This window comes from Alicyclobacillus cycloheptanicus (genome assembly GCF_028751525.1).
GTDB classification, from domain to species: domain Bacteria; phylum Bacillota; class Bacilli; order Alicyclobacillales; family Alicyclobacillaceae; genus Alicyclobacillus_L; species Alicyclobacillus_L cycloheptanicus.
Genome location: NZ_CP067097.1, coordinates 3,077,016 through 3,092,910 on the forward strand (window position 1 = coordinate 3,077,016; position 15,895 = coordinate 3,092,910).

Sequence of the window (15,895 nt, forward strand, 5' to 3'; positions counted from 1 at the left end):
GCAATCATGAAGCATGGAGGGAATATGGCAAGGCGGATTCAAGGTTCGGGCCAACTGGAACTGGATCTCTTCGAAGTTGGTGAGATTAGACGCTTGCGCGAAGAGAACGGTATGTTGAGGGCCGTTAACCAGCGATTGCAGACGCAAAATACAGAGTTGAAGAACGAGATCAACAGGTTGCAGCGGTTGGTGTATTCAAGTGTGCAAGAGGACGCGCATGCGCATCTAGACAGCAGTACTGCACGTACCTCCGAAGAGGCGTCCGAATCGAATACAGTAACCGATTTTCGCACAGTGACCAAACGATCAAATATTGAGGATAAGATTACTCTGTTTCGCAACTACTTCAAAGGTAGGGAAGATGTATACGCAGTTCGTGCATCCAATTCCATGGGTAAGGCACCGTACTATCCAAAACGTCAGTATCTTGGGAAGGAGAACGGGAAAATTCATTGGGGTGACTATCTTCCGATGACGGATGAGGTGATCAAAGCCCATTTGCAAGAAGATAAGAACCCAGTTACAGTCGGGATTTACCCACTTTTTCCAGATGAGACGTGTTGGTTTCTTGCCATCGATTTTGACAAGACCAGTTGGAAAGATGACACAGCGGTTTTTTTGGAAACGTGTCAAAAGTTCAACATACCCGCAGCTTTGGAACGTTCGCGGTCGGGAAATGGGGGACATGTTTGGATCTTCTTTGCTGAACCTTTGCCTGCTCGCACTGCACGTCTGTTGGGGACGAGATTGTTGACCCGTACCATGGAAAAGCGACATCAAATCGGACTCGACTCGTATGACCGGATGTTTCCTAACCAGGATACTTTACCAAAGAGGAAGCAGCTGGGCAATTTGATCGCGTTGCCTCTGCAGAGGCTACCTGCTAAGGAAGGAAATAGCCTATTCATCGACGAGAATCATGTCCCCTATGCGGACCAATGGGTGTTCCTGTCGTCACTTCGAAAGATGACGTCTGCCGAAGTTGAGGTCATTGTTCGTGAGATGGAACAATTCGGCGAGCTTATCCCCGTCCCTGGACCGTCAACTGACGAAGAAGATGATATGCCTTGGAACAGGCCACAAAGGAACAGCTCGTCTCCTCTTCTTCCGGAACCGCTGCCAAATAAAATCAGGCTTGTTCTTGCCGACATGCTGTACGTAGAAAAGATGGGGTTGTCCTCGCCGCAAATGAATGTGTTCATTCGGATGGCAGCTTTTCAAAACCCCGAATTCTATAGAGCTCAGGCAATGCGGATGCCGACATACAATAAGCCGCGCGTGATTGATTGCTCGGAGGAGTTTAATCAATATATCGCTCTACCCAGAGGCTGCCAAGAGGAAGTCGTTCAATTGCTGCAGTCTCAGGGTATCCCAATGGAAATTGAAGACAGGCGCAATCCGGGAATGTCAATTGACGTGACATTTCAGGGTCAGCTCAGGGCTGAACAACAGCAAGCGGTTCAGAATCTGTTGCAATACGATATCGGCACGTTATCAGCAACGACTGCGTTCGGCAAGACAGTTGTGGCTGCATGGATGATTGCAGCACGTGCGACGAATACGTTGATTTTGGTGGATCGAACGCAACTGATGGAGCAGTGGGTGGAGCGCCTGTTGGTATTTCTGAACGTGCCCAAGGATGCCATTGGTATCATCAGCGGTGGCAAGCATCAACGAACCGGACGGATCGACATTGCTCTGTTTCAGAGTGCCTATGTGGATAAAGAGGTGAAGGACTTTGTTAAGGAGTATGGACAGGTTATCGTAGACGAATGTCACCACGTCTCCGCAGTCAGTTTTGAGCAGGTGTTGAAAAGAGTCAAGGCAAAATATGTGCTGGGGTTGACTGCGACGCTGACGCGCAAAGATGGGAAGCACCCCATTGTCCTTATGCAGTGCGGCCCTGTTCGTTTCAAGGCAAATGCCAGGATGCAAGCGAAGACGCAACCCTTTCAACATCTGATTATTCCCAGATACACCGATTTCAAGCTATCAGATATGAATGACGAAATTCCGATCCAGCAAGTGTATGCACAGTTGTCGCAAGACGAGTCTCGTAACGATCTGATTTTCGACGATTTGTTGAAGGCTTTGGACAAAGGCAGGTCACCGCTCCTCCTGACGGATCGTGTTTCTCATCTGGAGTACTTTGAAAATAGGCTCAAAGGGTTTGCCAAGAACATCATTGTCCTGCGGGGTGGCATGGGCAAAAAGCAGCGGAAGATAGTACAGGAACGTATCCGGTCTATTCCGATGAACGCAGAACGAGTGATTTTAGCGACTGGGCGATTTGTCGGGGAAGGCTTTGATGATGCTCGTCTAGCGTGAGTTTCCGGGTTACGAGAATTTTTTCCAGAGAAAATCAGCGCACAATTTAATTTGCTCCCCGTGAAGATGCACCCCAACTGCAATTGTTGGATGGATATTTGTGGTTGAATATCCATCCAAAAGTATTACCCTACTTTTGTCGCGGTATATTTCTAGTAGATTTGGCTATTTTGCGCCGCGTTTGCAGGTGAATGGACTTCGTTGTCGAATGTATGTATTACCCTACTGTAGAGGTGGCGATTGACCTGGCTTCCATCATCAAAAAGAAGAAGAAGGGCCAAGTGTATTACTACCTCGTGGAATCAGCCCGTGTCGACGGGAAGCCTCGCATCGTACGCCAGAAGTATCTGGGCCGTGCGGAGCACATCGCTGCAGCCATGGATGCACCATCTGATCTGGACCAACCCAAGTACAGCATTGTCCTTGAGTTTGGATCTGTCATGGCACTGTATGACTTGGCCAAGCGACTGGGTGTCGTGGAACTCATCAATCAGGTAGCTCCCAAGCGCTCGCAGGGTCTGACCATCGGAGAATACATGCTCATTGCTGCGATCAATCGAGCGGTGGATCCCACAAGCAAAAGCAAGATTGCTGCATGGTTCACGAAAACATGCCTGGATCGGGTTATCCCAGCCAAGGCGCATCATTTGTCCAGCCAACGCTTTTGGGATCATATGAATGCCCTGTCTGAACAGGCGATTGGTGAGTTTGAGGATGTGTTTACTCAAAAGGTTGTCCAAACCTACGGGCTGAGCCTGGACTGCTTGATCTATGACACGACAAACTTCTTCACATTTGTGGACACCAACTCGGACAGCAAACTGCCTCAGCGCGGCCATAGCAAAGAGAAACGCGGCGATTTGAAGATCGTCGGCTTATCCATGATGGTCTCTCCGGATTTCAATGTCCCGCTCTTTCATGAAGTGTACGCGGGGAACCAGCCGGATGCCAGGCAGTTCCTGGACGTTGTCGAAAGACTACAAAAGCGGTTCGAAAAAATTTGCGACCGGAAGCTTGAACCAACGCTTGTGTTCGACAAAGGGAACAACTCGCCGGAACACCTCAAACAGCTACAAGCCGGAACGACGAAGTTCCACGTAGTTGGCTCCCTGAAGCTTTCCCAATGCAAACCGTTGCTGGACATTGACCGAGCAGAATTCGTGCCGGTTACGGGCACCAAGTACGAGGGGGTCACGGCCTACCGCACTACGTATCCAGCGTATGGTCAGGACATGACGGTGCTTGTAGTCCACAATCCCAGGCTGGAAGAAGGCCAACTGCAGGGAATTCAAAAGAACATCGAGAAGTGCACGACTCGCCTGCGCGAACTGCAGACAACTCTCAAGGCCCGTCAGGAGGGAGTGATTCGGAAAGGGCGCAAGCCCACCCTCAGCTCCGTCCAACATCAGGTCGACCAGATTCTGCATGCAGAGTTCATGAAAGATCTGTTTGTCGTTGAGCTATCTACCGTGTCGGATGCGGTTCAGTTGGAATTCTCGCTGGACCTGTCGCGGCTTGAAGAGCTGCGCAAACGTCAGTTGGGGAAAACAATTCTCTACACGGACAACCACGACTGGACTAACGAACGGATTGTCACGGCTTACCGGTCGCAGTATCACATTGAGCAAGCCTTCAAACAAATGAAGAACGCAGATCACCTGGACTTTCGACCGATCTATCACTGGACTGATCAAAAAATTCGGGTCCACGCCTTCTACTGCGTTCTGGCCCTTCGCTTGTGCAGCCTGCTGAATCGGGAACTGCATGGTCACGGGATCGACATCAGCATCAATCGGATGCTGGACATCCTGGGCGAAGTCAAACAGGTCATCACCGTATACCCAAAGAAAGGTGCAAGCAAAAAGGATCGGCAATCGTTCTCGCTGAGTAAACTGGATCCGGATACAAGACGCATTGTGGAAGCTTTGAATTTGGATCAGTATCGAATCGGTGGGTAATACAACGACTCCCCCGTAATCCCTTGCTGGGCTTACGTTCCTGAGCATTCGCTAACATAACCCGGAAACTCACGCTAGACACCTTATTTCTCGTCATGCCAATTTCGTGGAAGGGAACGGTACAGCAATACGCGGGACGGCTTCACAGATTGTATGAGCCAAAGCAGGAGGTTCTAATTTATGATTATGTGGACCGGCACGTACCTGTCTTGACGCGGATGTATCAGAAGCGGATAAAGGGTTATCAGACGATGGGTTACAAAGAACGCAGGATAGACGAAGTCTTTCCGTTGGGATGAGGACGAGTCCCGCGTCAGTTTGGTGGTGGGAGAAAGCCCGAACAATGGCGACGTCATGGCGATAGCCGTGTGATGAATCGGATGCGGGATGTCTTCATGGATATACCGGAGAACGAATTCAACAAAGTGGTGGAACGTGCCCTGACTGAAGTGCATGCTGAACGAGTTTCACCTGAATCCAAGGAGAAGCCTAATGCGGATCGTATTGGACATGAACATCTTGGCTTCGACTATTGGTGCCGAACTGAACGATTGCCCAAATCCGTACCGTTCCGTTGACATACTTCAACTCACAGGAAAGAGGAATTGGAATGGTCGAATTGCAAGAAGTCCTTGAACGGGTAGAGGCAATAAAGGACGAATCCGAAATTTTTGGATACATTGTCAAACGAGTTGACGAACCGATTCTGCAAATTGTGTTTGAAGGTGAAGTTGTTCACGAAGGTGACGCCCAGTACATTGCAGAACGCCTTCATTACTTATACAAACGTGACACCTTTGCTAACACTTATGTTGAAATCAGCGGTGTTGCCCAAGTGAGTTGCAGTGCAGACGAATTCATGGACAAGTTCATTGAATGGCTTGAAAGCAATGGTTGGGCATACGGTGGTGGGTTCAAGGATGTTACAGGTGAGACATAAGAACATCCCGCAGATACTTTGCAGGCATATTCGATCCGCTTGATGATGACTTGGCCAAAGGAATTGTGTCGTTCACCATATCTATGAGTCTTCTTGGCTTAAAAACTTCCGCAATTCTTCTTGCGATTGAATAGGGTTTTGATAGTCCAGCCCAATCATTTCACGCAATGGAGCAAAGTCCTTGTCATTGTTGCCAACCAAGGACGCGTTGTAGCTGACGGCTGTAGCAGCGATAACCGCATCCGGAAGTTTCAGATTCTTCCCTGTCCGGGCTTTCCATAGCCTTCTAATCTCCGCTGCCTTTCGCGCGATTCCTTCCGTAACGTCGACGATACGATGAACGGAGGAAATCCATGTCGGCGCGTATCGCATTGTCGTGGTCCACTGCAATCGAATACCGAATCGGGGACTCTGCCGCCTCGTCCTGCCAAATTCTGAAACGTAGTGTACCGCTCCTCTTGCGTCTGCGGGCTACGAAAGCGAAGAATCAATTCATCTTCATCCTCGACAACATCAATCAAGACCGTCTTGTCGCGGCGTTGACTGATCCGGGCACGTACATTTTCCAACAGGGCATCAATTTCATTTGTCGAAAATTCCTTACGTGCTTCTATCTGGCTCATCTCCCATCGCCTCTGACGTCTCTAAACCCCCATGCCCCTGGCGGGGCACAATATTATCATGAAAATGTCCTGCAGTAGTTTACTGGTAGGCGTCCATGATCAAAGATAAAACCAAGTAGGACAGGAAGGTTGTTCTCTTTATGGGGGATTGACCCCACACTCTAAACTAACCACAGCCGCCTTGAGCACAAATTATTGTTGCCACGAGCACATCCATCAAATTTCCTTGGGTCAGGCGGTTGTGCCCTACTTGGAAAGGATGAGATACTTGGACGCCATCCGGGAATGCTGTGCCGGCTTGGATGTTCACCAGGCCAATGTAGTCGCTTGTGTTCTCAAAGGATCTCTGGACGAGAAGCCACAGATGTTCATGCGGGAATTCTCTACCGTACTGTCCGGGCTTCTTGAACTCTCCGACTGGCTTACCCAACTCGGTTACACCGAGGTCGCCATGGAAAGCACCGGCGTATACTGGAAACCCGTATTCAACGTGCTCGAAGCGACCTGCACTGTGACCCTTGCCAACGCCGCTCACATCAAGAATCTCCCTGGTCGCAAGACAGACAAGAAGGATGCCCAGTGGATCGCCGAATTGCATCGTTGCGGTTTGGTGTCCAACAGTTTCGTGGCACCTCGTGAGAACCGTGAACTTCGGGATTTGACTCGATACCGCCGAAAGCTCAAGGGGTACGAGACGTCAGAGCGCAATCGGATTCTCAAGGTACTTGAAGATGCCAACATCAAGATTTCGACTTTCATGAGCGATGTGTTTGGCAAATCAGGGCGCCTCATGCTGGATGCGTTAGTCAACGGTGAAGCCATTGATCCTGAGCAAGTGGCGGATCTCGCCAAAGGACGGTTACGGGCCAAGATCCCAGAACTCGTACAAGCGCTCAATGGTCGAGTAACCCTACATCACCGTAAAATTATTCAACGTTCCTTGGAACACCTTGAATTCCTCGAGAGATCCATCGCTGATTTGGAAGCAGACATGGAACAATACTTTGCCCCTTATCAGCAGCAAGAAGACTTGCTACAAACCATTCCAGGCGTTGGCCCTAACGTAGCTAAGGTGATCCTTGCGGAAATCGGCAGAGATATGTCCGTATTTCCCTCGGCATCCCACCTTTCATCGTGGGCTGGACTCAGCCCCGGCAATAACGAGAGTGCAGGTAAAAAAAACGGACGAAAACGACACAGGGCAACCAAGCGTTGAAGTCCGCACTCTTGGAGGCGGCTTGGGCAGCAGGTAAGACTCGAACCTTTCTCGGTTCAAAGTTCTGGTCAGTGGCCGGGCGTAAAGGTAAGAAGCGAGCCACTGTCGTGGTTGCGCACAAAATCCTGGTGATCGCATACCACTTGCTCCAAACACAGATGCCCTATAACGAACTTGGTGCCGATTATCTGGAGAAGCGCAAGCCCATATCCGCTGAAGAACTCATGATTCGCAGGCTTCAGAAACAAGGTTATACGGTCATCAAACCAGATCCGATTGTGGTGTAACATACCAGACGCAAACAAGTCAATTATGCGTCCCGGGCATCCTATTGCCAAAAAACAGAGACACCCGTCAATTCACTGCCTCAATGGAACCCTATTTTCTCATCAAACCCCCATGCCCCTGGCGGGGCACAAGATTAGAGATGAAAATGTTGTAGGCCTCCGTTTACTTTTGCCTGCCCATGATGCACAATGGAGCCAAGCAGGACAGGAAGGCTGTTTCCTTTGTGGGGGATCGACCCCGTTTCATCAAACTAGCTACAGCCGCCTTTGAGCACAAATTACTGTTGCCACGAGCACATACACCAAATTTTCGTTCGTCAGGCGGTTGTGCCCTGCTATAATCGCAGGAATGTTTGAATGTAAGTATCGTTGATACAGCCGTTATTCTGCCTGTTTAACACCCCAACCTACTCCTCAATTTTGGAACCCGCACGGTTCTAGGGCATTTTATTGCCTGAAACTAACGACGATACCCATTAGCAGCCGAGCCGGAGGCCTATTTTCTCACCAAACCCCCATGCCCCTGGCGGGGCACAAGATTAGAGATGAAAATGTTGTAGGCCTCCGTTTACTTTTGCCTGCCCATGATGCACAATGGAGCCAAGCAGGACAGGAAGGCTGTTTCCTTTGTGGGGGATCGACCCCGTTTCATCAAACTAGCTACAGCCGCCTTTGAGCACAAATTACTGTTGCCACGAGCACACACACCAAATTTCCGTTCGTCAGGCGGTTGTGCCCTGCAATTATCGCAGGAATGTTTGAGTATTGGTAAGGCCGATACAGTCACCATTCTGCTTGTTAGAAGGTCCCCAATCTACTCCTCGAATTTTGGAACTTGTTTGGTTCCCGAGCATTTTATTGCCTGAAACTAACGACGATACCCATTAGCAGCCAAGCCGGAGGCCTATTTTCTCACCAAATGGTGTTGAAGTTCCGTGTGTTGGCTTCATCTAAACACATTTTATCACACCGCATGGGTTTGGGCCTTTTCTCGTGATGGATTTCAGCGAAACTTCACGCGAATGTCAACCTCGTCGCCATTGCGCGCGTACTCAACACGTTCAATTATTTGCTTGGCCAGCCGATTTCTTTCTTTTGGATCAATGTCAAGCGTCTCCCATGAGGCTTTAAGTGCTTCGATCCGCTGCAAACGTTCGGCGTCGGTGAGTGAGGCGCACTCGCTCAAGCTTTCCTTCAACTGCTCGATTTCGTTTTCCTTTTTCACAATCAGATCCTTTAGACGCGCCAGCCGCGCTTTGTACTCCGGCTTTGTTACGTCCCCCATGACAAACAAGTCTTTTAACCGGCTCACGCCATCCCTGAGTCTTTCGAGTTCCATTTCCTTCGTGTGCAAGAGATGTTCCGGCGAGATGTCCGGCGTATCAACCTTTGCTGGTCCTTTCAAAAGTTCCGCTTCGTGCTTTCGCAGGCTTTCCATGACGGCCATTTCCACATGCTCGAGTTCGATGCCACGATTGCCACAAGGATTGCCGAACGCGTCGGTTTTCTGGCACTTCGAGGGTGCGCCCGTTCTCTTTGCGCTGGAATTGCAGAGAGTAGCCGCACTTGCCGCAGAAGAGAAGGCCAGAGAGTACATAGGTACCGCGTCGAGCGTGCTTCGGCTGAATCCTGCGGCTTTCCAGCAGGGTGATGATTTCCGCATGCTCTTCCGGCGTCTTGACCGCTGGATGCGCACTCTCGACGACGATCCAGTTTTCGCGGGGAATCACTTTGAAGGGAGCCGCTTTGCGTTTCTTGTGCAATCCACCGCTTGTCTTGCCATAGACCACCCGGCCTAGGTGCACCTCATTGAGAATCAGGCGATACAAGACGCTCTCCGACCACAGCTTTCCCTTTGGCGACGGGATGCCGCGACGGTTGAGTTCCCAGCAGACCGCGCCGCATGTTGCGCCGTTCAAGATTCGTTGCTTGATGTAGTTGTAGATCTCGAGTTTCTCAGAGTCAATGTCTAGGCTCCTCGCTTCGGAATTAATAGGGAAAAGGGGCGGGACCGTTTGTCCAGTGACCAAGGCGGGCACCGATCTTCTTGCCGCGCTGAAACCGTTTCTTGATCATCCGATACTCGTAGCGCGCAAAAACGCCTTCGATGTCCGTGATGAGTTCCTGATCTTCATCGTTCAGGTCGTATACACGAGTGGGCGTGACGACGAGGGTGTTCGACTGCTGAAGAATTTTCTCGACCCGTGCACGGTCCTCTTTGTCCCCCCGACTGAGACGGTCATAGTCCATGACCACCACGGCGTCGTAAAAATCATTTTCGATGTCTTTTAACAGCCGTTTGAATTCGGGCCGGAAGTTGATACTGTCGGAACTACCGATTTCCCGGTAGATTACATAGCGCCAGGGCGTACAGGGACTACTTCGTACGGTCCAGCGAAGGCGAAGCGGCAATTCAACAGGTATATGCACGGATGCAAATACGCATGACCAGCCACGACACAGGGGGCAGTCTGCAGATTGAGGCTTCAGCATACACGACGACAGGGGACAGAAGTCGTCCAGCAACCGCAGTACGTGCATAAGTGATGGGGGTGTTCCCGATGGAGTATCAGCAAGTTGGTCCTTCGCTCGAGCTTGATCGCGAGATATTGATTGCCATTCTGGCGAGTCGATATGGTTTAGTGCCAGACGCGTTGCATCAATATATTCAACACATCGACGACGAAACAAAACTGATCAGTCTCATACGCAAGCTCATACGCAAGGCCGGGGCGAACGAACTTGGCGGGAAGTAGTCAGGGATTTCAGGGTGGTGGAGAAGTCGCATTGAACTGGCCGGTGCCATCCATGGATTACCATAATCCTCAGTGCACGAAAAGCGGGGCCGTACACCCATACGGCCCTGCTTTGTACGCTACTGGGGCGGAGAAGCATTAACCGTCATACGAATGGGGGTCCGCACTATCGAGGATTTTGATAAAAATCCCTGTTGATGGCAATCCATTGCTGCTCTTCCTCAGGCACGTAATCCTCTTGGAAAATCGCCGCTACGGGGCATACCGGTTCACAGGCGCCGCAGTCGATGCATACGTCCGGGTCGATGAGATAGGTGTCCCCGCCGTCATGGATTGCATCGACTGGACAAGCCTCCACGCAGTCGGCTGCTTTTTCGCCGATACATGGCGATGTGATAACGAACGCCATCAGGTTCACCCCCCTTCGTTACCTCGTTTCGCAATCTAACGAACTTTGCAAGGATCACCCTACACTTCTTTTCCGTCCTGGGGTGTGACGCTCATCACGATCCGATGGATGTCCAATGCCTGTAGTCCGATCGAACTAGTTTCACCTAGCAGAGTCTGACGACACGGATTAGTTCGCTTGTATCTTCAGTAGGCTCATCGGAAAGCCGTTCGATTGTTCCGACACGCCCGATATGGCGAGATTCGGTTCTGGCCTCGAACAGTTTGTGAACACCGACTGGCAGCACCCCAGGGATGTGATCTACCGCACAACTGTTGAATGGTGTCGGGGACTAATCTTGCACTGGGCAAAAAAGATGGCTCTGCTGCGGCACAGTCCAAGAGCATTATTTCGGTACAGTCAGCTCAGCAGAGACTGGCGTAAGGGAGTGAGAGGAATTGCAAATGGGGCGCAGTCCACACCGAGCAAGAAACTTGATAATCAGCGCAGCGGTTCTGCTGCTCTTTGTGACCGGCTGCGGACCGCAGTACATGGTACTCGATCCGGCTGGACCGGTTGGACGGGAAGAGCTGCACCTGATCATCCTGTCAGCAATTTTGGTTGGTATTGTGATTGTCCCAGTCCTGATTTTGTTGTTCTACATCGTCTGGCGGTACCGTGACAAGCCGGGCAACACCGCACCTTATAAGCCGAAATGGTCAGAGAGTAAGAAGCTGGAGTTTGTCTGGTGGGGGATCCCGATTGTCATCGTTGGGGTACTTGGCGTTTTCACGGCGAGAACGACGTTCGCGCTGACGAAGCCGCCGGCCGAGTCGCAAAACGTGACACCCATCACGATTCAGGTGACTTCGTTGGATTGGAAGTGGCTGTTCCAGTATCCCGGTCAAGGGATTGCAACCGTGAACTATGCCGAGATCCCAACCGGCGTGCCGATTCAGTTCGAACTGACTTCAGATGCACCGATGAACTCGTTCTGGGTTCCTCAACTGGGGGGACAGGAGTACACCATGCCGGGCATGGCGATGCGTCTCTGGCTGGAGGCCGATAAGGCGGGAACCTATTACGGCCATGGCGCGAACTTCACGGGAGAAGGATTTGCACACATGAACTTTAACGTGATCGCGACGTCAGACGAAAACTTTAATGCCTGGGTCAAGCAAGTGAAGGCATCTTCGCCGGCGCTCACGATGGCCGGGTATGACCAGCTTAAGAAACCAAGCGTCATTGGCACCAAGTCGTACAGCTCATTCCCGTCTGGGTTGTTCAACGGCACCATTTGGGCGGACGGCGGACAGTACATGCCGGGCATGATGAAACAGACCGGCTCGTCCAACTCGACTGGTTCCGGCAGTCATGGGGCTGGCAACACGGCAGGCATGAGCGGCATGTCAGGCATGGGCAATATGACCGGCAATTCTTCGAATTGACGCGAGGGGAGTGAAACAGATGCCGTCAAGTTTTATGCAGTTCGCAGATAAATATCTGATGTGGAAGGAAGGGCCGATGATTTGGGGGTCGGATGTAGCCATTCTGCTCGTCTCCATCGGCATTCTCTTCACCTTAACGTATTTCCACAAATGGAAGTGGTTGTGGAAAGAGTGGATCACGACCGTTGACCACAAGAAAATTGGCATTATGTACTTGATATGTGCCCTATTGATGATGTTTCGAGGCGGGGCGGATGCGGAGCTTCTTCGCACGCAGCTTGCGGTTCCAAACAACCACTTTCTAACGGCTGAGCATTATGACCAGATTTTCACGACGCACGGTACTATCATGATTCTGTTCATGGCTATGCCGTTCATCTTCGCATTGTTTAACATCGTCGTGCCTTTGCAGATTGGTGCGCGCGATGTGGCGTTCCCTTACTTGAACGCAATCTCTTTCTGGCTGTTTTTCTTTGCGGCAATGCTGTTCAATCTGAGCTTCGTTTTCGGTGGCTCGCCGGACGCAAGTTGGGTCAGTTACCCGCCGCTTTCGGAACTTGGGTTCGACCCTGGTCCGGGTGAAAACTATTATCTGCTAGCACTTCAAATCACCGGTATCGGCAGTATTGCAACGGGCATCAACTTCCTGGCGACCATCTTCAAAATGCGCGCCCCTGGTATGAAGCTGATGCGGATGCCGCTGTTCACGTGGTCCGTCGTGGCTGCAAGTGTCGTCATCATCTTCGCCTTTCCGGCGCTGGCCATCGCGATCGCGCTGTTAACATTGGATCGCATCGCAGGTACACATTTCTTTACGATTTTGCACGGCGGCAACCCGATGATGTTCGTAAATCTGTTCTGGTTGTGGGGGCATCCGGAGGTCTATATCGTTGTTTTGCCGGCCTTTGGTGTGTACTCCGAGGTCGTTGCGACCTTCGCTCGCAAGCGTGTCTTCGGTTATGGATCGATGGTAGCGTCGTTGATGCTGATCAGCGTAATCAGCTACTTCGTCTGGGCACACCACTTCTTCACCATGGGCGCCGGCGCTGATGTGAACACGTTCTTCGCCATTGCCTCCATGATGGTTGGTATCCCAACAGGTGTAAAGGTGTTCAACTGGCTGTTCACCATGTACCGAGGTCGGATCCGCATGACCCTGCCAATGCTCTGGACGATCGCGTTCGTTCCCTGCTTCGCTATCGGAGGCGCCACGGGCGTCATGCTGGCAGCGGCACCGGCAGACTATCAGTACCACAACAGTTACTTCCTGATCGCGCACTTCCATCAGGTATTGATTGGCGGAACAGTGTTCGGGCTGATTGCAGGTATGTATTACTGGTGGCCGAAAATGTTCGGCTTCAAGCTGGACGAACGGCTTGGACGTTGGGCTTTCTGGTTCTTTAACATCGGCTTTTACGTTTGTTTCATGCCGCAGTACGCGCTTGGTTTCATGGGTATGCAGCGGCGTATGTACACCTACCCGGCGAACATGGGCTGGAACACGCTGAATCTGATTTCGACGATTGGCGCTTACATCATGGGGATCGGGTTTGTGTTTATCGTCATCCAGGTCATCTATAGCATCAAGCATGGCGAACGTGACCTGACAGGCGACCCGTGGGATGCACGCACCCTCGAATGGGCTTTGCCATCCCCTGCGCCACACTACAATTTTGCCGTGATTCCAACGGTGACAGATCGCGACGTGTGGTGGGAAATGAAAGAGCAGGGCCGTGCGGATGAACTGAAGCCTAAAGAGGCGGATATCCGGCCGATTCACATGCCGAAAAACTCCTCGCGTCCATTCTTTATGGGATTGGCATTCTTTGTTGCCGGCTTCGGGTTTGTCTTTGACTGGTTGTGGCTGGGCTTCCTTGGCCTCGCAGGGGTCGCCGTGTGCATGATTGCCCGCGCGCTCGAGTACAACGACGACTATCACATTCCAGCCGAAGAAGTGATTGAGACGGAAGCGTCTTTAGGGAGGTTGTCATAATGTCCATGCCTGACGCGATTCACGCTGGGCATCCGGTGGTGGCGGCCAGTGACAAGCCGTTGGAGTACCAGGACCCAAACCAGTCGGTCAAGATTCTCGGGTTTTGGCTCTTCCTGGCGACTGACATGTTGTTATTTGGCTGTCTCTTTGCGACCTATCTGGTCGTGCGTACCCACACGGATGGGGGTCCGACGCCACAGTCCATCTTTGATATTCCCGGGTTCACCCTGGAAACGTTTTTCCTGCTCACAAGCAGTTTTACTGGCGGTTTGTCCACGCTGGCCATGCGCAATGGAAACAAGAAGGCGCTTCTCACCTGGCTGGCGATCACGATTGCACTCGGTCTCGCCTTCATCGGGTTTGAAGTGAAGGAGTTTGTTGGCGATGTCGCACTCGGTGCCACCTGGCAGCGAAGCGCGTTTCTTTCCGCCTTCTTCACGCTGGTTGGGACGCACGGAAGCCACGTGTCAATTGGTCTGGTGTGGATGTTCCTGACCCTGTTGCAAGTTGCGAAGCGGGGCATCACGCCGATTACCTCGCGTAAGGTGTTCGTTGTAAACCTGTACTGGCACTTCCTCGACGTCGTGTGGGTGTTCATCTTTACAATTGTCTATCTCTCGGGGAGGGTGATGTGAAATGGCGGCGCAAAACGGCGTCACCCGGAGTCCGGGTCATCAAAAACACAAGGCAACGCAATACATCATTGGGTATCTGTCGTCACTGATTCTGACGGCCATAGCGTTCACCTTGGCGCTCACCCATTCCATGCGGGTCGGGCCGCTGGTCGTCCTGCTCACGATTTTGGCCGGACTGCAAGTCGTGGTTCAATTGTACTTCTTCATGCACATTACGGAAGGCGACGGCCCTCCGTACCACGCCGTGTTTTTGGTGCTGGGTCTCTTGTTCACATTCGCGATCGCGTTGATGTCCATCTGGATTATGGGCTTCCCAGCCTTCATGGCACAGGTGGCGTGATGTAAAAGGATCCTGCGGAAGGTTCCGAATAGAAAGGGTGGAGAACTGTGAGTATCTCCCATGCTGAGCAAGTCGGAGAGTTACACAAGTCGTCGACGCTCAAAGTGGTGGAAGTCGCGAAAGCCTACCTGACGTTGACCAAGCCACGTATCGCAATTTTGTTGTTGTTCACCGCGTTCGCCGCCATGATTGTCGCGGCACAAGGGATACCAACCCTTCGTCAGATGGTTCTGGGACTCGTCGGTTTGGGGCTGTCTGCAGGGGGAGCCGCCGCGATCAACATGTGGTATGACCGCGACATTGACGCCGTCATGACACGTACAGCGAAGCGACCGCTGCCGTCTGGCGTCGTCTCGCCGGGCCAGGCCCTCACTTTTGGCCTGCTGCTTGGGGTTGCGTCAGTCGTGCTACTCGCGACGACCGTGAATTGGCTGGCGGCCATATTGTCTGGCGCGGGGTATGTGTACTACGCCGTCATCTACACAATGCTGCTCAAGCGTCGGACGCCGCAAAACATCGTCATCGGTGGGGGCGCTGGCGCGTTTCCTCCGTTGGTCGGCTGGGCTGTGGTCACTGGTCACTTGAGCCTGATGGCGGTACTGATGTTCGTCGTCATCTTCCTGTGGACGCCGTCCCATTTCTGGGGCTTGGCGTTGTATAAGAATGAGGATTACACGCGGGCGGGCGTGCCGATGATGCCTGTCGCAAAGGGATCTCGCTCGACCAAACGACAAATGGTTGCGTACGCGGTGTTGCTTTTGGCAGCGTCCCTGGCGCTGACGCCCGTGATGCGAGCGGAAATCTTGTACACAGTGTTGGCAGGCATTTTTGGACTTGGATTTCTGCTGGTCAACATCCGGCTGTTGAGCGAACCGGATGACGAGCACAGATGGTCTAAGCGAACCTTCTTCGCCTCGCTGTTGTATCTGCCAGCCATGTTTACCGTGATGGCGATTTGCGCGCTGGCCTGATGGGTCAGTTGG

At 51.9% G+C, this 15,895-nt stretch carries 15 protein-coding genes and 1 pseudogene; 10 read left to right on the forward strand and 6 right to left on the reverse strand.

Annotation, left to right across the window (positions count from 1 at the left end; translation table 11 throughout):
* The first annotated feature begins 6 nt into the window (after positions 1-6).
* From JI721_RS14255 to JI721_RS14265, 3 genes are all read left to right on the forward strand, one after another.
* Positions 7-2,328, forward strand: coding sequence for a TOTE conflict system archaeo-eukaryotic primase domain-containing protein (locus tag JI721_RS14255; RefSeq protein WP_274455524.1), 2,322 nt, complete (start codon positions 7-9; stop codon positions 2,326-2,328).
* Between the two features lie 191 nt (positions 2,329-2,519).
* Positions 2,520-4,286: an IS1634 family transposase gene (locus JI721_RS14260; protein WP_274454817.1), complete on the forward strand. Its 1,767-nt coding sequence runs from the start codon at positions 2,520-2,522 to the stop codon at positions 4,284-4,286.
* A 610-nt stretch (positions 4,287-4,896) separates the two neighbouring features.
* Complete coding sequence (locus JI721_RS14265) at positions 4,897-5,226, forward strand: hypothetical protein (RefSeq protein WP_274455525.1); 330 nt, start codon at positions 4,897-4,899, stop codon at positions 5,224-5,226.
* Between the two features lie 81 nt (positions 5,227-5,307).
* On the opposite strand, the gene JI721_RS17335 is transcribed toward JI721_RS14265, so the two are convergent.
* Together JI721_RS17335 and JI721_RS14270 are read right to left on the reverse strand one after the other, a co-directional pair.
* Positions 5,308-5,577, reverse strand: a complete 270-nt coding sequence (locus JI721_RS17335) for a PIN domain-containing protein (RefSeq protein ID WP_407654115.1) — start codon at positions 5,575-5,577, stop codon at positions 5,308-5,310.
* Positions 5,478-5,849 (reverse strand): hypothetical protein, encoded by a 372-nt coding sequence (locus JI721_RS14270; RefSeq protein WP_274455526.1) that lies wholly within the window; start codon positions 5,847-5,849, stop codon positions 5,478-5,480. Before JI721_RS14270 ends, JI721_RS17335 begins: the two co-directional genes overlap by 100 nt.
* Positions 5,850-6,117: 268 nt before the next feature.
* Here JI721_RS14270 and JI721_RS14275 point away from each other — a divergent pair.
* Positions 6,118-7,352, forward strand: a pseudogene (locus JI721_RS14275) (IS110 family RNA-guided transposase).
* Positions 7,353-8,355: 1,003 nt separating this feature from the next.
* Here JI721_RS14275 and JI721_RS14285 read toward each other — a convergent pair.
* Genes JI721_RS14285 through JI721_RS14295 form a run of 3 tightly spaced genes read right to left on the reverse strand, consistent with a single transcriptional unit; the run spans position 8,356 to position 9,782 of the window.
* Positions 8,356-8,790: a hypothetical protein gene (locus tag JI721_RS14285; protein ID WP_274455529.1), complete on the reverse strand. Its 435-nt coding sequence runs from the start codon at positions 8,788-8,790 to the stop codon at positions 8,356-8,358.
* A complete protein-coding gene (locus tag JI721_RS17340) occupies positions 8,735-9,391 on the reverse strand; it encodes a recombinase family protein (protein WP_407654032.1) in 657 nt (218 codons plus the stop codon). The genes JI721_RS14285 and JI721_RS17340 overlap by 56 nt, the downstream gene beginning before the upstream one ends.
* A complete protein-coding gene (locus JI721_RS14295; protein WP_274455531.1) occupies positions 9,342-9,782 on the reverse strand; it encodes a recombinase family protein in 441 nt (146 codons plus the stop codon). Before JI721_RS14295 ends, JI721_RS17340 begins: the two co-directional genes overlap by 50 nt.
* A gap of 131 nt (positions 9,783-9,913) precedes the next feature.
* Here JI721_RS14295 and JI721_RS14300 point away from each other — a divergent pair, with 131 nt between their 5' ends.
* A complete protein-coding gene (locus tag JI721_RS14300) occupies positions 9,914-10,108 on the forward strand; it encodes a hypothetical protein (protein ID WP_274455532.1) in 195 nt (64 codons plus the stop codon).
* 166 nt (positions 10,109-10,274) lie between these two features.
* On the opposite strand, the gene JI721_RS14305 is transcribed toward JI721_RS14300, so the two are convergent.
* Positions 10,275-10,517, reverse strand: coding sequence for an indolepyruvate ferredoxin oxidoreductase subunit alpha (locus JI721_RS14305; RefSeq protein WP_274455533.1), 243 nt, complete (start codon positions 10,515-10,517; stop codon positions 10,275-10,277).
* Between the two features lie 443 nt (positions 10,518-10,960).
* Here JI721_RS14305 and JI721_RS14310 point away from each other — a divergent pair, with 443 nt between their 5' ends.
* The 5 genes from JI721_RS14310 to JI721_RS14330 are packed head-to-tail and all read left to right on the forward strand — an operon-like array spanning position 10,961 to position 15,883.
* Positions 10,961-11,944 (forward strand): ubiquinol oxidase subunit II, encoded by a 984-nt coding sequence (locus JI721_RS14310; RefSeq protein WP_274455534.1) that lies wholly within the window; start codon positions 10,961-10,963, stop codon positions 11,942-11,944.
* 19 nt (positions 11,945-11,963) lie between these two features.
* Positions 11,964-13,937: a cbb3-type cytochrome c oxidase subunit I gene (locus JI721_RS14315; RefSeq protein ID WP_274455535.1), complete on the forward strand. Its 1,974-nt coding sequence runs from the start codon at positions 11,964-11,966 to the stop codon at positions 13,935-13,937.
* Between the two features lie 5 nt (positions 13,938-13,942).
* Entirely contained in the window at positions 13,943-14,572 is a 630-nt protein-coding gene (locus JI721_RS14320; RefSeq protein ID WP_274457884.1) for a cytochrome (ubi)quinol oxidase subunit III, read from the forward strand.
* Position 14,573: 1 nt separating this feature from the next.
* Positions 14,574-14,912 carry a cytochrome o ubiquinol oxidase subunit IV gene (locus JI721_RS14325; protein ID WP_274455536.1) on the forward strand — a complete coding sequence of 113 codons (339 nt, stop codon included), beginning with the start codon at positions 14,574-14,576 and terminating at the stop codon, positions 14,910-14,912.
* A 47-nt stretch (positions 14,913-14,959) separates the two neighbouring features.
* Positions 14,960-15,883, forward strand: a complete 924-nt coding sequence (locus tag JI721_RS14330) for a heme o synthase (RefSeq protein ID WP_274455537.1) — start codon at positions 14,960-14,962, stop codon at positions 15,881-15,883.
* Positions 15,884-15,895: the final 12 nt, after the last annotated feature.